Origin of the sequence: Pseudonocardia sp., assembly GCF_050250275.1 — a bacterium.
Lineage (GTDB): Bacteria > Actinomycetota > Actinomycetes > Mycobacteriales > Pseudonocardiaceae > Pseudonocardia.
Genome location: NZ_JBFWOY010000040.1, coordinates 1 through 18,592, shown reverse-complemented (window position 1 = coordinate 18,592; position 18,592 = coordinate 1). Strand labels below are relative to the sequence as shown.

Sequence of the window (18,592 nt, the reverse complement as noted above, 5' to 3'; positions counted from 1 at the left end):
GCCGCGTCAGTTCCCGCGCCGGCGGGCCTTCTCCGCCTGCCGCTGGGCCGCCCGGCGCTCCGACCGGTTGCCCTGGCCACCGCCCTGCGGCTTGGTCGGCCGCCGACCGCCGTTGCCGCCGCCGCGCACCGCCTCGCCACCGTCCTCGTCCGGACCGCTGTAGCGCAGGTTCTCCGGCTGCCGCTGCGGCGGCCCGCCGAAGACCGCGGGCAGCACCGTGGTCGCGTCGTCGTCGGGCTGCGGGCGGCCGTTCCCGTTCGCCGCACCGTTGGGCGCCGGCTGCACCGGCACCTCCCTGGTGACGGCCGCCGCGTCCGGCGCCGGCGCCGGCGCAGGGGCGGGCTCCGGCTCGGCGACCTGCACCTCCACCTGGAACAGGTGCCCGACGGTCTCCTCCTTGATGCCCTCCAGCATCCGGGAGAACATGTCGAACCCCTCGCGCTGGTACTCGATCAGCGGGTCGCGCTGGGCCATCGCGCGAAGGCCGATGCCCTCCTTGAGGTAGTCCATCTCGTAGAGGTGCTCGCGCCACTTGCGGTCCATGACCTGCAGCAGGATCTGGCGCTCCAGCTCCCGCATGCCGCCCTGCGCGCCGATCAGGGTGTCGATCTCGGCCTCGCGCTTCTCGTAGGCCTCCCGCGCGTCGGGCAGCAGCTCCGCCAGCAGCGCCTCCGACGTCAGGTCGTCCATGTCGCCGTCGTCGACCAGATCCTTCCAGCGCAGCGACACCGGGTAGACGGTGCGCAGCGCCGTCCACAGCCGGTCGAGGTTCCAGTCCTCGGCGTACCCCTCCGACGTCTCCCCCCGCACGTAGGCCGTGACGACGTCGTCGAGCATGTTGCGGACCTCGTCGCGCACGTCCTCACCGTTGAGCACGCGGCGGCGCTCGTCGTAGATGACGGTGCGCTGCTGGTTGAGGACCTCGTCGTACTTCAGGACGTTCTTGCGGATCTCGAAGTTCTGCTGCTCGACCTGCGTCTGCGCCGACCGGATGGCCTTGGTGACCATCCCCGCCTCGATCGGGACGTCGTCGGGCAGGTTGAGCCGGTTCATGATCGACTCCACGAGCTGGCCGTTGAAGCGGCGCATCAGCTCGTCGCCCAGCGACAGGTAGAACCGCGACTCGCCCGGGTCGCCCTGCCGGCCGGATCGACCCCGCAGCTGGTTGTCGATACGCCGCGACTCGTGCCGCTCGGTGCCCAGGACGTAGAGGCCACCCGCGTTGCGGACCTCCTCCGCGTCGGCCGCGACCTGCTCCTCGGCCTCCGCCAGCGCCGCGTCCCAGGCGGCCTCGTACTCCTCCGGAGTGGACACCGGGTCGAGCCCGCGGGCCCGCAGCTCCAGGTCCGCGATGAACTCGGGGTTGCCGCCCAGCATGATGTCGGTACCACGACCGGCCATGTTGGTGGCGACGGTGACCGCGCCCGGCACACCCGCCTGCGCGACGATCGTCGCCTCACGCTCGTGGTGCTTGGCGTTGAGCACCTCGTGCGGCACCTGCAGCTGCACCAGCAGCTTCGACAGGTACTCCGACGTCTCGACGCTCGTCGTGCCGACCAGCACCGGCTGGCGCTGCTCGAACTTCTCGGCGATGTCCTCCGCGACCGCCGCGAACTTCGCCTGCTCCGTCTTGAAGATGACGTCGCCCTGGTCCTGTCGGATCATCGGCCGGTTCGTCGGGATGGTGACGACGCCCAGCTTGTAGATCTGGTGCAGCTCCGCCGCCTCGGTCTGGGCGGTACCGGTCATCCCGGAGAGCTTGTCGTAGAGCCGGAAGTAGTTCTGCAGCGTGATCGTCGCGAGCGTCTGGTTCTCGGCCTGGACCTCGACGCCCTCCTTGGCCTCCAGCGCCTGGTGCATGCCCTCGTTGTAGCGGCGCCCCGCCAGCACGCGACCGGTGAACTCGTCGACGATCATCACCGCGCCGTCGCGGACGATGTAGTCCTTGTCCTTCTTGAACAGCTCCTTGGCCTTGATCGCGTTGTTCAGGTAGCCGACCAGGGGCGTGTTCGCGGCCTCGTACAGGTTGTCGATGCCCAGCTGGTCCTCGACCAGCTCGACACCCTCCTCGGTGACGCCGACAGTGCGCTTGCGCTCGTCGACCTCGTAGTGGACGTCGCGCTGGAACATCGGCGCCATCCGCGCGAACTCCTGGTACCAGCGGGCGCTCTGCTCGGCGGGGCCGGAGATGATCAGCGGTGTGCGGGCCTCGTCGATGAGGATCGAGTCCGCCTCGTCGACGATCGCGAAGAAGTGGCCGCGCTGGACGAGGTCGTCCTTCTTCCACGCCATGTTGTCGCGCAGGTAGTCGAAGCCGAACTCGTTGTTGGTGCCGTAGGTGACGTCGCAGGCGTACTGCTCGCGCCGCTCGGCGGGCGTCATCTCCGAGAGGATCACCCCGACCGTGAGGCCCAGGAAGCGGTGGATGCGACCCATCTTCTCCGCGTCGCGCCTGGCCAGGTAGTCGTTCACCGTGACGACGTGGACGCCCTGCCCGGCGATCGCGTTCAGGTAGGACGGCAGCACACATGTCAGGGTCTTGCCCTCACCGGTGCGCATCTCGGCGACGTTGCCCAGGTGCAGCGCCGAGCCACCCATGATCTGCACCGGGTAGGGGCGCTGGCCGAGCGTGCGGCTCGCGCCCTCGCGGACCACGGCGAACGCCTCGGGCAGCAGCTCGTCGAGCGACTCCCCGGCCTCGTGGCGCTTGCGGAACTCCTCGGTCTTGGCCCGCAGCTGCGCGTCGGTCAGGTCCTGCAGGTCGGCCTCGAGCGAGTCGACGTGGTCGGCGATCCGGGACAGCCGCTTGACCAGCTTCGTCTCGCCGGCTCGGAGCAGACGGTTCAGGAACGACACTGGTCGACCTCATTCACGATCGCGGCACGGGCACTTGACACGGCACGGGCGGACTGCGGGCCCACGTTGCGGGCGCCGGACCGCGGCCCGGCTCGGCCCATGGTAGAGGCACCGGGGTCATGGCGGCCCCGCAGCGCCGACGGGGGTGGCCCGGCACGCACGTCGGTGCGGCCGGACCACCCCCGTGGGTGATCGTCGTGGAGTGTCAGCTGCCGAGGCGGATGAGCCCGTAGTCGTACCCGCGGCGCCGGTAGACGACGCTCGGTTCGCCGCTGTCGGAGTCGGCGAACAGGTAGAAGTCGTGCCCGACCAGCTCCATGCGGGCCAGGGCGTCGTCGACGGTCATCGGTTGCGAGGTGTGCACCTTGCGGCGGACCACACGGCCCGGGCACGGATCCGGATCGTCGGCGCCGTCGCCGTTGTAGGCGGCGGCCAGCGCCTCCACCTCCGCGACCTCGCGGTCGGCGAGGTCGTGGTCGCCGTCGCCGTGATGGCCGTCGAGATGCTCGTCGTGGGCCCGGGGGGTGGGTATCGGGATCTCGCCCGTGGTCAGGTCCTCGACCATGAGGTCGGGAAGCTCGTCCGTGATGGTCGCGCCACCGCGGCCGGCCGCTGCGCGGGTGCGGCGGCTGCCGATCCTGCGACGGTCGTGCGATCGGCGGAGTCGGCCCTCGAGCTTGGAGATCGCGAGGTCCAGGGCGGCGTAGAAGTCCTTCGCCGTCGCCTCGGCGCGGGCGACGGCTCCGCAGCCGCCGCGGCCGGTGATCTCCACTCGCTGGCAGGTCTTGAGCTGCCGGCGGTTCGGCTCGTGGAAGAGCTCGACGTGCATTCCCATCATCTTGTGGTCGTACCGCTCGAGGCGGCCGACCTTGTCGGTGACGTGGACCCGGAAGTGGTCGGGAACCTCGACATTGCGGCCGGTGACGACGATCTCCACTAGGACATCCCTCGCTTTCGACGTCGATTCGACGGGGCTGGCTGCGCGGCCGGGGATGCGTTCCCCCGGTCACTGACACGGCGTCAGACGAACCTCCCGAAGGGGGACGGGGACTGTTGGGAGAGCACCGTAGCCCGGATCACGATTTGACAACAGGGGTCGATTGACAGTGTCGCTGACCTGTGTGGTAGCGACGAATGACATTCCCTGCGGCCTGCCGGAGCGGTAACGTCCGGTGTTCGTGCGGTTGCCCAACGTCGTCGACCGTGCTCCGTCCGCAGCCGTCGGCCCGCGTCCTGAGGCAGCAACCGGACGGCGCCCGGCGCCACCGCGCACCACCCGACAGACACCACCGCGGGTCCGGTGTCGGCGAGGCGTCACCGGCATCCCGATCACCTCCGCTCCTCGGCCCTCCCCGTCGATGTCCGTCCGTCACGTCCACCGCCGGTGCGGTCACGTGGTGTGGAGCCCGCTGTCGCGTCGCACAACACCAGAGCCGCTACCGGTACAACGCCCGAGGCGGCCAAGGAGTGCCGGCACGCGCGCAGCGTCGCGCCCGTGGTGATCACGTCGTCGACGAGCAGGACCCGCGCACCCGGCGGCGGCAGCCCCGGCCCCACCGCGCGCAGGCGGCCCGACAGGTTCGCGGCGCGCCCGGCGGCGTCGAGACCCACGGAGTCGGCGACCCCGCCCGCGAGCGCGAGCGCCGGCGCGACCGCGACCTCGTGCCCGCCACGGGCGAGCAGCGCGGCCAGCCGATGGCACAGCAGCAGGACGTGGTCGCCCCCGCGGTCGCGGGCCGCCCCCGGCCGGGACGGGGCCGGGACCAGCCAGCGGACCGGGCGGCCCCGCGCTCCCGTCCACGCCGGGCCGGGCCACGTCGCCGGCGGCATCGCCGTGGCGAGTGCCGCGGCGAGCAGACCCGCGAGCACCGGGGCGAGGTCGCGGCGGCCGCGTTCCTTGTAGACGAGCAGCGCCCGGCGCAGCGGGCCCCCGTAGCGGCCGGCCGCGAGCACCGGGGGCCCGCCACGTCCGCGGGCCCAGCGCGGCGGGCCCGTGCGGCCGGCACAGCCCGCACACCAGGCGTCACCCGGGGCGGCGCAGCCGCCGCAGCCGCCGGGCAGCAGCAGGTCGAGCAGCGCGGGCAGGAGGGCGGTCGCTCCGGCGGGGGTCATGGCGCGAGCGTGCCCGGCCCCGCCGACCCTCCGGACGCGCCCGGCCCCCGCGGGCCCGAGTTGTCCACAAGCGCGCGCTCACCCCGGTGGCCCTGTGGACAACTCCCCCGGCCGGGCGCGCCGGCCGGTACAACGGACCGGGCACAACTGATCAGCCCGGATAGAAGGGCATCGCGTCGGGCATCCCGCCCGCCACCAGGCGCCAGGTGTCGAGCTGCCCGCCCGAGAAGCTCCACACCCCACCCTGGTCCACCACGAGCAACGGCCGGTTGGGAGCGGCCGCCACCGCCCGCAACGGCGGAGTCAGGTTGCTGCCCGACACCGAGTCGAGCGCGAGCCCGTCGGCCGACACCAGCGACACCGCCCGGTCGCTGCGTGCGCCCACGACGACGACCGTGTCGGTCGACCGCCAGTCGACCGCGACGGCGTCGCCGAGCTCGCCGGGACGCAGCAGCCGCACACCCCGCAACGTCACCGACCCGTCGGCCGCCCGCGCGACCGAAGCGGTCACGACCCGCCCGCCCACGACCGCGGCGACACGCATTCCGTCGCGCGACATCCGGAAGGAGGTGATCGCCCCGCCCTCGGCGGTGAGCGCCGACGCGTCGACCTGGGCCCGCCGCGGGGGCACACCCGGGTCGGTCACGACCCGCGCGACCGTCGTCCCGTCGGCGACCGTCCAGACCTCGGTCCCGCCGGGCGCCCACGTCGGCCGGGTCAGGACGCTGCCCGTGACATCGGTGGCCTGCAGCGGCAGGTCGCCCTCGCCGACGATCAGCCGGCTGCGGGCACCCTCGCGGGACGCGACCGCCTGGTGGCGGCCGTCGACCGTGATCGCGGCCGACGCGATGTCGAAGGCGCCGTTGCCCGTCTGGCCCGCGACGACACCACCCGGGTCGTCGCCACCCAGCTTGCGCACGCGCCCACCCGCCGCCACCAGCGGCGGCTGTTGCGGGGCACCGGCGTCGGCGGCGTCGGCGGCGGTCGAGGCGACCGCGGCGCGGGTGATGTCGGGCGTCGCGGGCAGGACCGGGGAGCCGTCGATCAACAGCCGGACGCGCGAGACGTTGACCTCGGACAGCGTCAGCACGACCTGGGCGGCCAGCAACCGGCGCCCGGCGTCGTCGAGGGTGCCGACGCCGGTCAGGTCGACGACGAGCCCACCGTCGGCGGCCTCGGTGACGTTCGAGGTCAGCGAGGCCGTCCCGGGCAGCCGGCTCGCGACCGCGCCGGCCAGCGCCGGGGACGGTCCGTCGAGCAGCATGTCGACCGCCCGCGCCGCCTGGGCCTTCGCCGGGACGGCCGGGAGGTAGCGCAGGTCGGGCACGACCGTCGAGCGGACGGGATCGACGAAGAACACCTTGATCGAGCGGTAGTTCGACCGCAGGTCCGACAGCCGGACGAACACCCCCGGCGGGAGGGCGGAGATGCGCCACTGGCCGTCGCGGCGCACGACGGTGACGTCGGCCTCGACGGGGGCCTCGTCGGGCTCGAACGCCCCCGACGTCGTGAGCGTGCCGATCCGGGTACCGCGGATCCGCACGGTCGTGGTGTCGGTGCCGGTCGCGACGGGCACGGTGCCGAACTGCTCGTCGAGCACCGTGACCGACGAGCCGTCGTCCCAGGTGCCGGCCTCGGGCGCGAGGAACCGGCGGGCGGCGCCGTGCCGGTCGGCGCTGCTGCCGGAGGCGTAGACGAACCCGCGGACGAGGTCGAGCGGGTTGGTGCCGTCGACCGGGCCGGGCGGCGCGGGCGGGGCCTGGCCGTCGCTGACCTTGCGCAGGACCTGGACCGAGGAGTCACCCGGAACGGTCGCGCACCCGGCCGCGGCCACCGCGAGGACGGCGAGCAGCACGACCAGCACGGCCCGCGCGCGACGGCCGGCCCCCGGCTCGCAGCCGGGGCTCATCGGTGGACCCCCGGGCGGGAGGCGGGCGGGGCGCCGTGGACGCTGGCGGCGTCGGCGGCCGCGTCGCGCAACTGGCTGATGGGCGTCCCGAGCGGCGGGGTCGGCACGGAGTTGGTCTCGACCGGCCTCGTCCCCTCCGGGCCCAGCGGCAGCGGGCTCGACACGAGCTTGCCCCCGACCTCGCGGGGCAGCGTGAGCCGGAACGTCGAGCCCTGCCCGGGGGTGCCCCATGCCTGCAGCCAGCCGCCGTGCAGCCGCGCGTCCTCCAGGCTGATCGACAGCCCCAGGCCGCTGCCGCCGCTGCGCCGCGCCCGCGACTCCTCGGCCCGCCAGAACCGGTTGAACACCAGCCCGGCCTCACCGGGCCGCAGCCCGACACCGTGGTCGCGCACGGCGACGGCGACACCGACCGCGTCGCCGCGCAGGGTCACCTCGACCGGGCGGCCCTCACCGTGGTCGAGCGCGTTGGCGACGAGGTTGCGCACGATCCGCTCGACGCGCCGGGAGTCGACCTCGGCCATCACATCCGTCGGCAGGTCGAGCACGAGCGGGGTGCCGCTCTCCTCCGCGAGCCCGCGGACGGCCTCGACCGCCCTCGACACGACACCGTGCATGTCGAGGCGTTCGGCGCCGAGCTCGGCGACCCCGGCGTCGAGACGGCTGATCTCGAGGAGGTCGGCGAGCAGGGCCTCGAAGCGGTCCAGCTCGTTGACGAGCAGCTCGGAGCTGCGCCGCAGGGCGGGCAGGAGCTCGTCGCGGGACGCGTACAGGACGTCGGCGGCCATCCGGACCGTCGTGAGCGGGGTGCGCAGCTCGTGGGACACGTCGGAGGTGAAGCGGCGCTGCAGGGCGCCGAACTCCTCGAGCTGGCGGATCTGGCTCTGGATGCTGGAGGCCATCTCGTTGTAGGACTCGCCGAGGCGGGCCATCTCGTCGTCGCCGCGGACCGGCATGCGCTCGTCGAGGTGCCCGTCGGCGAACCGTTCGGCGACCTCGGCGGCCTGCCGCACGGGCCGCACGACCTGCCGCGTCACCAGGCTCGTGATGGCCGCGAGCAGGATGATCAGCACCAGCCCGGAGACGATGAGCGTGGACTGCACGAGCCCGAGCGTGCGCTTCTCGGCATCGAGCGGGAAGAGCAGGTAGAACTGCAGGTCGCGGCCCGCGGTGGTGACCGGCTGGCCGATGATCAGGGTCGGCGTCTCCCCGACGGTGACGTACTTGCGCGCGAGCCCGCCCGCGGTGACGGCGGCGGCCATGTCGGCGGGGATGTCGGCGACGGTGCCCGCCGACACCGGTGCCCCGGACGCGCCGGGGGTGTCACCGGTCGTCAGCACCGCCCGGAACTCACCGGCGGTGGGCGATCCGGGCTGGTCGGCGATGCTGGAGTTGGTGAGCTGCTCGAGCGCGTTGGTCAACGTCGACTGCGCGCCCTCACGGTCGGGGTCGACCCCGGCGAGGTCGCGTTCCAGCACGCCGCGGGCAGCCTCGGTCTGGGCGACGGCGGCGTCGAACTTGCCCTGGACGAGGCGGTCGGCGATCTGGGTCTGCAGCACGAGGCCGAGGACAAGGACGACCGCGGTCGACAGGGCGAGCGTCGACACGGCGACACGCAGCTGCAGCGAGCTCCGCCAGGCCGCGGCGAAGGCGTTGCGGACCTCGACGACCCCCAGGACGGTGGCGTGGACGACCGCACCGACCCGTTGTCCGGGGCCCGTGCGCCCGATCCTGCGCCCGGCCCTGCCCAGCATCCTGCCGGTGGCGCGGGCGCCGTCGATCAGTCCCACAGCCGGGGCCGGGCCGTCACGGCGGGCCGGCCTTGTACCCGACGCCGCGCACCGTCAGGACGACCTCGGGGTGCTCGGGGTCGCGCTCCACCTTGGAGCGCAGGCGCTGGACGTGCACGTTGACCAGGCGGGTGTCGGCGGCGTGCCGGTAGCCCCACACCTGTTCGAGCAGGACCTCGCGGGTGAACACCTGCCGCGGTTTGCGGGCCAGCGACACGAGCAGGTCGAACTCCAGCGGCGTCAGCGCGATGGGCACCCCGCCGCGGGTGACCTGGTGGGCGGGGACGTCGATGTCGACGTCGCCGATGGAGAGCTGCTCGGCGGGCTCGTTCTCCACGCGGCGCACGCGGGCACGGATGCGGGCGACGAGCTCCTTGGGCTTGAACGGCTTCACGACGTAGTCGTCGGCGCCGGACTCCAGCCCGAGCACGATGTCGACGGTGTCGCTCTTGGCCGTGAGCATCACGATCGGCACCCCGGACTCCGACCGGATGGCGCGGCACACGTCGATGCCGTTCATGCCGGGCAGCATCAGGTCGAGCAGCACGACGTCGGGGCGCAGCTCGCGGACGGCGGGCAGTGCCTTCGTCCCGTCGCCCACGACGGCGGTGTCGAAGCCCTCCCCGCGCAGAACGATGGTCAGCATCTCGGCCAGTGCCGGGTCGTCGTCGACCACCAGAACGCGCGACTTCATGCGCGCAGCATCCCATCACCGTGCGACACGCCGGTGAGGGGCTCGACTCACGCCCGGGTGATGCGGGCGGCGAGGGCGGCGGTGTCGACATGGGTGGTGCCGTCGACGACCACCCACTCCGACAGCCACGACGCGGCGGCGAGCCGGGCGTAGACGGCGCCCGTGCGGGCCTGCAGGTCGTCGTCGGACTCGTAGCGGTCGCGGTGGCGGCCGGTCTCGGTGCGCGCGCGGCCGACCGCCCGCTCGGCGGCGACCTCCGGCGGCACCTGCAGGAGGAGCTGCAGGTCGGGCACCGGCAGGCCGAACCGCTCGATCTCCAGCTCCCGCACCCATCCGACGACCTCACCGGCCGCGTCCTGGTGCAGCCGCGCGGCGTTGTAGGCGGCGTTGGACGCGACGTAGCGATCGACGATCACGACGTCGACGGCCGCGAGCAGCTCACGGAGCTCGGGGATCGCGGCGCGCCGGTCGAGGGCGAACAGCACGGCCATGCCGTGGACGGAGTCCGACAGGTCGCCGAGGCGCCCGTAGAGGGCGTCGCGTGCCAGCTCGGCGTGCACGTCGTCGTCGTAGCGGGGGAACGCGAGCCGGGCCGTCGACGTACCCTGCGCGGCCAGCGCGGCACACAACCCGTCGGTCAACGTCCGCTTGCCGGCCCCGTCGAGCCCTTCGATCACGACCAGCCGCCCCACGGGCGGAACCTATCCGGCGGCCCCGACCGACCTGACCGCGGGCCAGCTCGCGGCGAACCCGGGGTGCAGGGACATCTCGCCGAGATCCGGGACGGGGGCCCAGGCGAACTCCACGCTCTCGGCCCCGCGGACCGCGACGGCCGCCATCGCGGGCAGCCACAGGGCGACGGTGGTGTAGGTCCAGCCGCCGTGGTCGTCGACGAACTCGCCCGCGGCGCGGACGTCGGTGACGTCGAGGTCGGATTCCTCCGTGACCTCCCGGCGGGCCGCGTCCTCGGCGGACTCGCCGAGGTCACGGGCCCCGCCGGGGATGCCCCAGGTGCCGCCGTGGTGGCTCCAGGCGGCGCGGTGCTGCAGCAGCACCCATTCGGTGCCACCGGGGTCGCGATGACGGGCGAGCAGGCCGGCCGCACCGTGGATCCCCCAGTGCTTGTGGCCCTGGGCGCAGTAGGTCCAGCCGTCGCCCGACGTGGTGGGCGCGACCCCGGCGGTCACCTCGGGGCGCCGATCAGTAGCGGTAGTGCTCGGGCTTGAAGGGGCCCTCGACGTCGACACCGATGTACTCGGCCTGGTCCTTCGTGAGCTTCGTCAGCTCCCCGCCGAGCGCCTCGACGTGGATCTTCGCGACCTTCTCGTCGAGGATCTTCGGCAGCCGGTAGACGTCCTTGTTGTACTCCTCGTGCTTGGTGTACAGCTCGATCTGCGCGATGACCTGGTTGGCGAAGCTGTTGCTCATCACGAACGACGGGTGGCCGGTCGCGTTGCCCAGGTTCATCAGCCGGCCCTCGGACAGCACGAGGATGGTGTGGCCGTCGGGGAAGACCCACTCGTCGACCTGCGGCTTGATGTTGACCTTCTTGATGCCCGGGATGCGGCCGAGCCCGGCCATGTCGATCTCGTTGTCGAAGTGCCCGACGTTGCCCAGGATCGCCTGGTGCTTCATCTTCTTGAGCAGCTCGACGGTGACGATGTCCTTGTTGCCCGTCGTGGTGATGACGATGTCGGCCCGGCCGATGACGTCCTCCAGGCGCGCGACCTGGAAGCCTTCGAGCAGCGCCTGCAGGGCGCAGATCGGGTCGACCTCGGCGACGATGACGCGGGCGCCCTGCCCGGCCAGCGCCTCCGCCGAACCCTTGCCCACGTCGCCGTAGCCGGCGACGACGGCGACCTTGCCGCCGATGAGGACGTCGGTGCCGCGGTTGAGCCCGTCGATGAGCGAGTGGCGGATGCCGTACTTGTTGTCGAACTTGCTCTTGGTGACGGAGTCGTTGACGTTGATCGCCGGGAACAGCAGCAGCTCCTGCTCGGCGAGCTGGTAGAGCCGGTGGACGCCGGTGGTGGTCTCCTCGGTGACGCCGCGGATGTCGGACGCGACGCGCGTCCAGTACTGGCCGTCGGCGGCCAGGCTGCGGCGCAGCGTGTCGAGGATGATCCGGAACTCGTCGGCGACCGTGAGGTCGTCCTTCTCGACGGTCGGGACGACGCCGGTCTTCTCGAACTCGACGCCCTTGTGCACGAGCAGGGTGGCGTCGCCGCCGTCGTCGAGGATCATGTTCGGGCCGACGACCTGGCCGTTGTCGTCACGGAACTTGAACAGCTGCTCCGTGCACCACCAGTACTCCTCGAGCGTCTCGCCCTTCCAGGCGAAGACGGGGACGCCGGTGGGCGCCTCGACGGTGCCGTGCGGGCCGACGACGGTCGCGGCGGCGGCGTGGTCCTGGGTGGAGAAGATGTTGCAGCTGACCCAGCGGACGTCGGCGCCCAGTGCGGTCAGGGTCTCGATCAGCACCGCGGTCTGCACGGTCATGTGCAGGGAGCCGGCGATGCGGGCGCCGCGCAGCGGCTGCGCCTCGGCGTACTCACGGCGCAGCGCCATGAGACCCGGCATCTCGTGCTCGGCGAGCCGGAGCTCCTTGCGCCCGAAGTCGGCAAGCTCCAGATCGGCGACGGCGAACTCCAGGCCGTTGCGCTCCTGGCGCCGGGCTCCGGGGTCGGTCGTCGTGTCGGTCACGCTCATCGGGTGGTCAGTCCTCCTCGTGGGCCGCGTGCGCGCGGCGGTGTTCCGTCATGGTGCGGTGGGGGCGGCGTGGTGGCGACCGGCGACGCCGCGACGGGGAGGCCGCGCAGAAGGGACGACATGTGGGCGGCCTCCTCCGACGAGTGAGGCGCCCTTCGTTCAGCAATGGCCCGGTGGTCGAGCGTGGCGGACATCGTCCGTCGCAGCGCCCCTCGACCCCGACACAGCGATCGCGCCTTCCACTTTCGTCGCCGGGTGCGGCCGGTGTCAACTCGCGTTCCCGTGGTGCGGACTCGCAGGTCGGGCGTGTGACGGCGCTCACGAGCGGGTCGTAGTGCAACTGGGGGCGCCGCCGCCCCGGTGAGGGGCGCTCAGTCCAGCAGGTGGTCCTGCAGCAGTGCCTCGGCCGCCACCTCGCGGTCGTGGGCGGCGAGCAGCCCCGCCGCGGCGAGGACGACGTCGTTGTCGACGACGACCCGCGCGTCGGCGAGGACCGGCGCCAGCACGGGGTCGAACCTCAGCGTCGACACCACCGACCGCAGCGCGTCACCCTCGCGCTGCCGGAACACCCCACCGGACAGGACGACGACCCCCGGCCGGCTCTCGGGGTCCCCGGACGCAGGCACGGACGCGAGGTGGCGCCGGACGGCGACGGCCGCGGCGAGCGCGGCGATCCGCCGGTCCTCGGCGGCGCCGCCCGCGTCGCGCGGGATCCAGCCGGGCTCGGCGGCCATCCGCTCGACGGCGGGTGCCAGCAGGTCGGCCTCGATGGGGTCGACGAGCCCTTCGGCCTGCCCTTCGGTGAGCACGCCCGCGGCGGCGGACCGCAGCCCCAGGTCGCCCTCGACGGTGCGGTGCAGCCCGCCGTCGGGGGTGGCGGCGTGCACGTCGGTGGTGGCGCAGCCGACGTCGACGAGCAGCACCCGCGACCCGGTGATCCGGGCGATCTCGGCGGCGCCGCGGGCGACGGCGTCGAGTGTCGTGGACCGGACGAGCCGGCGGAACCGGGGTGCGGCGGCGGGTCCGCGGTCGCCGAGCACGTGCCCGGCGAAGACGTCCGCGACCGCCTGCCGCGCCGGCCCGGCCACGACGGTGCCGATCGCCGGGGCCACGTTGTCGCAGGCCACGACGGTGCGGCCGGTGCCGCGGAGCAGGGCCATCGCGTCGTCGCGGGCCTCGGTGTTGCCCGCGAGCACGATCGGGTAGCGGACCCTGGCCCGGGCGAGGCGCCCGGCGTTGTGCAGCAGCACCGAGGGGTCGTCGCCGTCGGCGCCGCCCATGAGCAGCAGGGCCCCGGGCCGGCTCCCGCGCACGGTGCGGACGTCCTCGGCGGCGAGCGGCCCGGCGTGCACGTGGACGACCCGCGACCCGACGGTCCGCGCGACGTGGTGCCCGGCGTCGGACGTGGTGAGGGCGTCGGTGCCGATCACCGCCAGCCGCAGGCCACCCCCCGCCGACGACGCGGCCAGTACCTCGGCCTCGCCGTCGACCCGGGTGGCCGCGGTGACCGCCCCGACGGCCGCGTCGACGCCTGCGAGCACGTCACCGGTCGTGGTCGGGTGCTCGGCGAAACCCTGGATGGTTCCGTCGGCGCGGACGAGGACCGCCTTGGTCCAGGTCGAGCCCACGTCGAGGCACACGGCGGCGCCGGCGGGGCGGTCCCGGGTCATGGCGGACGAGCCTACCGACCGTTGCGGCCCCGGCACCCCGGGCGACACCGACTTCCCGGGGCCGTCCACATGCTGGGAGCCCGCCGGGGCCGAACGACCCGTGGTCGCTGCGGCGGAGCCGGTAACGTTCGGCCCACGGCGGCGTCGAGGCCGCCGGATGCGCCGTCAGGAGGTTCCATGCGCGGGCTCATGCAGGACAGGCCGCTCTCCCTGCCCCACGTCTTCCACCGGGCCGAGCAGCTGTTCGGGCACAAGACGATCGTGACCGCCACCGTCACCGGGCGCACCCGCACGACGATCGCCGACTGGGCGGTCCGGGTGCGCCGGCTCGCCACCGCCCTCGACACCCTGGGAGTGAGCGCCGACGGCCGGGTCGGCACCTTCTGCTGGAACACCGCGCGCCACCTCGAGCTGTACCTGGCGGCGCCGTGCACGGGCCGGGTCCTGCACACCCTCAACATCCGGCTGTTCCCCGAGCAGCTGGTCTACATCGCCGAGCACGCCGAGGACGAGGTCGTCTTCGTCGACCGGTCGCTGCTGCCGCTGCTGCTGCCGCTGATCGACAAGATGCCCACGGTGCGGCGCTACATCGTCATCGACGACGGCGCCGACCACGCGGTCCCCGACGACGAGCGTTTCCTCGACTACGAGGAGCTCCTCGCGGCGTCCGCGCCGTTCGAGGGCCGTTTCCGCGTCGACGACGAGAACACCGCGGCGGCCATGTGCTACACGTCCGGCACCACGGGCAACCCGAAGGGTGTCGTGTACTCGCACCGCTCGTCGGTGCTGCACTCGTTCTTCACCCTCACCACCGACGGGCCGGCGCTGTCCGAGCGCGACGTCGTCATGCCGGTGGTGCCGATGTTCCACGCCAACGCCTGGGGGCTGCCCTACGGCGTCCTGATGGCCGGCGCCGACGCCGTCTTCCCCGGTCCCAACATGACCCCGGACGCGATCCTGGAGCTCCTGGCGTCGGAGAAGGTGACCGTCACCGGCGGCGTCCCCACCATCTGGATGGGTGCACTTCCCAAGCTCGCCGACCACGACCTGTCGTCGCTGCGGACCATCCTGTGCGGTGGCTCGGCGGTGCCGCGCTCGCTGTCGGAGGCCTACCGCGAGGCGATCGGCGTCCCCATGTTCCAGGCCTGGGGCATGACCGAGACCAGCCCCATCGCCACCACGGGCACCTCCCGCTCGCACCACGACGAGCTCGACGAGGACGGCCGCGCCGACATGCGCGCCCGGCAGGGCCACCCGGTTCCGCTGGTCGAGCTGCGGATCGTCGACCCCGAGACCGGCGAGGAGCAGCCCTGGGACGACACCGCGACCGGTGAGGTCCAGGCCGCGGGGCCGTGGATCGCGTCGGAGTACTACCGCGGCGAGGGTGGCGGTGCCCAGTTCACCGAGGACGGCTGGCTGCGCACCGGCGACGTCGCGAGCGTCGACCGCTACGGCAGCTTCCGGCTCGTCGACCGCACGAAGGACCTGATCAAGTCCGGTGGCGAGTGGATCTCGTCGGTCGAGCTGGAGAACGAGATCATGGCCCATCCGGCGGTCGCGGAGGCCGCGGTCATCGCGATCCCGCACGAGAAGTGGGTGGAGCGGCCGCTGGCGTGCATCGTGGTGAAGCCGGGGCAGTCGGTGACCAAGGACGAGCTCGTCGCCTTCCTGGAGCCGCGGGTGGCGAAGTGGTGGCTGCCCGACGCCGTCGAGCTCATCGACGAGGTGCCCAAGACGTCGGTGGGCAAGTTCTCGAAGAAGACGTTGCGCGACAAGTTCTCCGGCTATCGGATCGACGCGCCCGACGGTAAGGCCTGACCCACTCCACCCCCTCGACCGACGGCCCGTGTCGCACCTCGCGACGCGGGCCGTCGTCGTGTGCGCCCGGCGGCGTCACGGTCCTCCCCCGATGAACCGTCCCCGGCGGCGGGCGGATCAGCCTGTCGTGCGCTAATGTCCATACATTTACTGCCGGGCGTCTTACATGACGGACGCCCTCGGTACGGACACCGACATCGTCGGCATCGGGGGGCGGATGAGCACCTGGGCGAACCACTCCGAGGGCACATGGCACCTGCCGAGGCCGGCCTGGCTCGCCGGGGCCGGGCGCAAGGGTCGCCGGGTCGCCCCCGGCCTCGCACTGGCCGTCGCGGTCGCGCTGGTCGCGACGGGACTCGGGCGGCTCGTGCCGGTCGTCGGCGGACCCGTGTTCGCGATCGTCCTCGGCGCCGCGGCCGGCGTCCTGATCAAGCCGGGTGACCGCCTCGTCCCGGGCATCGGCGTCGCCGCCAAGCCCGTACTCCAGCTGTCGATCGTGGTACTCGGCACCGGGCTCTCGCTGCAGCAGGTCGTGCAGGTCGGCGCGGGCTCGTTGCCGGTCATGCTCGGGACGCTGGCCGTCGCGCTGGTCGGCGGCTGGCTGCTCGGCCGGGCACTCGGCGTCGGCGGCGGGACGCGGATCCTGATCTCCGTCGGCACCGGCATCTGCGGGGCGTCCGCCATCGCCGCCACCACCGCGGTCATCGACGCGAAGCGCCACGAGATCGCCTACGCCCTGGGCACGATCTTCGTCTTCAACGTCGTCGCCGTCCTCACCTTCCCCGCGCTCGGCCACCTCATGGGCATGAGCGACCAGGCGTTCGGCCTGTGGGCGGGCACGGCCGTCAACGACACGTCGTCGGTCGTGGCGTCGGCGGTGTCCTACGGCGGGGACGCGTCCTCGTACGCGATCGTCGTGAAGCTGACCCGCACGCTCCTGCTGGTGCCGATCGTGCTGGCACTGGCGATCTGGACGGCACACCGCTCCGCCCGGGCAGCCGGCGGCGGGCAGCGCAACCTGCGCGACGTGCCGTGGCGCCGCGTCGTGCCGCTGTTCCTGATCGGCTTCCTCGCCGCCGCCACACTCGACACCCTGGGGCTGATCCCCGACGGCTGGCACCCGACGCTGTCGCTGATCGGGACGTTTCTGATCACCGTCGCGCTGGCCGGCGTCGGGCTGACCCTGCGGCCCGCCGAGATCCGCGGCGCGGGGGCGCGGCCGCTGCTGCTCGGCGGGCTGCTGTGGGTGGCGGTCGCCGGGGCGAGCCTGGGACTGCAGGTCCTGACCGGGACCCTCTAGTCCCGGCTCTTCCCGGCCGCCTGCTCCGTACGCACCCGGGAGTGCGTACGCCCGTACACGAAGTAGACGACGACGCCGATGACCATCCAGACGACGAACCGGAGCCACGTCTCGACCGACAGGTTGAGCATCAGCCACACGCAGGCCAGGACGGCGAGGATCGGCACCAGCGGCACCAGCGGGGTGCGGAACGAGCGCTTCAGGTCGGGCCGGGTGCGGCGCAGGATGATGACGCCGATCGCGACGAGCACGAACGCGAACAGCGTGCCGATGTTGACCATCTGCTCGAGGTCGCCCGCCGGGAAGAACGTCGCCCCGACCGCGACGAGCGCGCCGACGATGACGGTCGCCCGCGTCGGGGTGCCGCGCGAGCCGGTGCGCGCCAGCGACCGTGGCAGCAGGTTGTCGCGGCCCATCGCGTAGATGATCCGGATCTGGCCCAGCATCAGCACCATGACGACGGTCGTGAGGCCCGCGAGCGCCCCGACCGCGATGACCGTCGCCGCCCAGTCGACGCCGAGCTCGGAGAACGCCGTGGCCAGCGTGGCCTGCGTGCCGTCGGGACGGTCGGCGAGCTGGGTGTACTTGACCATGCCGGTGAGCACCAGCGAGACCGCCACGTACAGCACGGTCACGATGGCGAGCGAGCCGAGGATGCCGCGGGGCAGCGACTTCTGCGGGTCCCTGGTCTCCTCCGCCGTGGTGGCGACGACGTCGAACCCGATGAACGCGAAGAACACCACCGACGCCGCGGCCAGCAGCCCGTACACGCCGAAGTTGCTGCTCCCGGCGCCGCCGAACAGCGACAGCAACGACTGCGTCAGCCCACTCTCGCCCTCGCCGCCCGGGGCGGCCGGGGGGATGAACGGGGAGTAGTTCGAGGCCTTCACGAACCCGATGCCGACGATGATCACCAGCAGCACGATGGCGACCTTGATCGTCGTGAACACGAGGCTGACCCGGCTCGACAGCTTGGTGCCGAGGGCCAGCAGGGTCGTCAGGACGACGACGAGCAGCAACGCGCCCCAGTCGAGGGTGAACGACCCGCCGAGGGAGAACTGTGTGGGGACGTCGAGGCCGAACTGCTCGAACGTCTGGTTGAGGTACTTCGACCAGCTCTTGGAGACGACCGCGCTGCCCACCGCGAGCTCGAGGATGAGGTCCCAGCCGATGATCCACGCCACGATCTCGCCGAACGTGGCGTAGGAGAACGTGTACGCGCTGCCCGCGACGGGGACCGTGGACGCGAACTCCGCGTAGCAGAGCGCCGCCAGCCCGCAGGCCACCGCCGCGATCACGAACGCGATCGACACCGACGGCCCCGCGACATTCCCGGCCGTGGTCGCGGTGATCGTGAAGATGCCCGCCCCGACGACGACGGCGACGCCGAAGACGATCAGATCCCAGGTGCCGAGGTCCTTGCGCAGCTTGCTGTCCGGCTCGTCGGTGTCCTTCATGGACTGCTCGACACTCTTGGTCCGGAACACCCCGCTGCGCTGCGTCGCGGGCCGCACGTCCTCTGCCGTCATGAGACGGGGACCGTACGCCGCAACGCCGCCGTCGGCATTCGCTGGCGAAGGGTGTGCGGCGGGGCCCGGCCCCCACCCACCGGACGCTCCTATGGTTCGTCAAGTCGCTTGTGGGTGTTCGAGCTGTCGGTAGAGCTGGCGGGTGATGTAGCGCTTGAGGCAGCGGCGGATCTCGGGGTCGGTCTTGCCCTGGGCGCGGCGTCGTTCG

13 protein-coding genes are annotated in these 18,592 nt (G+C 72.7%); 2 read left to right on the top strand and 11 right to left on the bottom strand.

What is annotated here, in order from left to right:
• Positions 1-6: 6 nt before the first annotated feature.
• The 10 genes from secA to AB7F12_RS27635 all read right to left on the bottom strand — a co-directional run bounded on the left by secA (position 7) and on the right by AB7F12_RS27635 (position 13,737).
• Positions 7-2,856, bottom strand: a complete 2,850-nt coding sequence (secA, locus tag AB7F12_RS27680) for a preprotein translocase subunit SecA (RefSeq protein WP_428498467.1) — start codon at positions 2,854-2,856, stop codon at positions 7-9.
• Between the two features lie 205 nt (positions 2,857-3,061).
• Positions 3,062-3,793, bottom strand: coding sequence for a ribosome hibernation-promoting factor, HPF/YfiA family (gene hpf, locus AB7F12_RS27675; protein ID WP_428498468.1), 732 nt, complete (start codon positions 3,791-3,793; stop codon positions 3,062-3,064).
• 392 nt (positions 3,794-4,185) lie between these two features.
• Complete coding sequence (locus AB7F12_RS27670; protein ID WP_428498469.1) at positions 4,186-4,968, bottom strand: ComF family protein; 783 nt, start codon at positions 4,966-4,968, stop codon at positions 4,186-4,188.
• Between the two features lie 151 nt (positions 4,969-5,119).
• A complete protein-coding gene (locus tag AB7F12_RS27665) occupies positions 5,120-6,877 on the bottom strand; it encodes an LpqB family beta-propeller domain-containing protein (RefSeq protein WP_428498470.1) in 1,758 nt (585 codons plus the stop codon).
• Positions 6,874-8,664, bottom strand: coding sequence for an MtrAB system histidine kinase MtrB (gene mtrB, locus AB7F12_RS27660; protein WP_428498471.1), 1,791 nt, complete (start codon positions 8,662-8,664; stop codon positions 6,874-6,876). The genes AB7F12_RS27665 and mtrB overlap by 4 nt, the downstream gene beginning before the upstream one ends.
• 16 nt (positions 8,665-8,680) lie before the next feature.
• Positions 8,681-9,358 (bottom strand): MtrAB system response regulator MtrA, encoded by a 678-nt coding sequence (mtrA, locus tag AB7F12_RS27655; RefSeq protein WP_428498472.1) that lies wholly within the window; start codon positions 9,356-9,358, stop codon positions 8,681-8,683.
• A gap of 47 nt (positions 9,359-9,405) precedes the next feature.
• The gene (locus AB7F12_RS27650) at positions 9,406-10,050 is read right to left on the bottom strand and encodes a dTMP kinase (protein ID WP_428498473.1); all 645 of its coding nucleotides are present in this window, start codon (positions 10,048-10,050) and stop codon (positions 9,406-9,408) included.
• A 9-nt stretch (positions 10,051-10,059) separates the two neighbouring features.
• Complete coding sequence (locus AB7F12_RS27645; protein WP_428498474.1) at positions 10,060-10,545, bottom strand: NUDIX hydrolase; 486 nt, start codon at positions 10,543-10,545, stop codon at positions 10,060-10,062.
• A gap of 13 nt (positions 10,546-10,558) precedes the next feature.
• Positions 10,559-12,067: an adenosylhomocysteinase gene (gene ahcY, locus AB7F12_RS27640; RefSeq protein ID WP_428498475.1), complete on the bottom strand. Its 1,509-nt coding sequence runs from the start codon at positions 12,065-12,067 to the stop codon at positions 10,559-10,561.
• 371 nt (positions 12,068-12,438) lie between these two features.
• Positions 12,439-13,737, bottom strand: coding sequence for a glutamate mutase L (locus AB7F12_RS27635; RefSeq protein WP_428498476.1), 1,299 nt, complete (start codon positions 13,735-13,737; stop codon positions 12,439-12,441).
• Positions 13,738-13,914: 177 nt separating this feature from the next.
• Between AB7F12_RS27635 and AB7F12_RS27630 the strand changes: the two genes are divergently transcribed.
• Positions 13,915-15,555, top strand: a complete 1,641-nt coding sequence (locus tag AB7F12_RS27630) for a long-chain fatty acid--CoA ligase (RefSeq protein WP_428498477.1) — start codon at positions 13,915-13,917, stop codon at positions 15,553-15,555.
• Positions 15,556-15,721: 166 nt separating this feature from the next.
• Positions 15,722-16,855, top strand: coding sequence for a YeiH family protein (locus AB7F12_RS27625; RefSeq protein WP_428498478.1), 1,134 nt, complete (start codon positions 15,722-15,724; stop codon positions 16,853-16,855).
• Here the strand turns inward: AB7F12_RS27625 and AB7F12_RS27620 are convergent.
• Positions 16,852-18,384 carry an amino acid permease gene (locus AB7F12_RS27620; protein ID WP_428498479.1) on the bottom strand — a complete coding sequence of 511 codons (1,533 nt, stop codon included), beginning with the start codon at positions 18,382-18,384 and terminating at the stop codon, positions 16,852-16,854. The two genes, AB7F12_RS27625 and AB7F12_RS27620, sit on opposite strands and share 4 nt — an antisense overlap.
• Positions 18,385-18,592: the final 208 nt, after the last annotated feature.

Coding starts and splice junctions, on each gene's coding strand:
- AB7F12_RS27670 (WP_428498469.1), bottom strand. CDS start 4,968: ATGACCCCCGCCGGAGCGACCGCCCTCCTGCCCGCGCTGCTCGACCTG.
- AB7F12_RS27665 (WP_428498470.1), bottom strand. CDS start 6,877: ATGAGCCCCGGCTGCGAGCCGGGGGCCGGCCGTCGCGCGCGGGCCGTG.
- mtrA (WP_428498472.1), bottom strand. CDS start 9,358: ATGAAGTCGCGCGTTCTGGTGGTCGACGACGACCCGGCACTGGCCGAG.
- ahcY (WP_428498475.1), bottom strand. CDS start 12,067: ATGAGCGTGACCGACACGACGACCGACCCCGGAGCCCGGCGCCAGGAG.
- AB7F12_RS27635 (WP_428498476.1), bottom strand. CDS start 13,737: ATGACCCGGGACCGCCCCGCCGGCGCCGCCGTGTGCCTCGACGTGGGC.
- AB7F12_RS27630 (WP_428498477.1), top strand. CDS start 13,915: ATGCGCGGGCTCATGCAGGACAGGCCGCTCTCCCTGCCCCACGTCTTC.
- AB7F12_RS27625 (WP_428498478.1), top strand. CDS start 15,722: ATGACGGACGCCCTCGGTACGGACACCGACATCGTCGGCATCGGGGGG.
- AB7F12_RS27620 (WP_428498479.1), bottom strand. CDS start 18,384: ATGACGGCAGAGGACGTGCGGCCCGCGACGCAGCGCAGCGGGGTGTTC.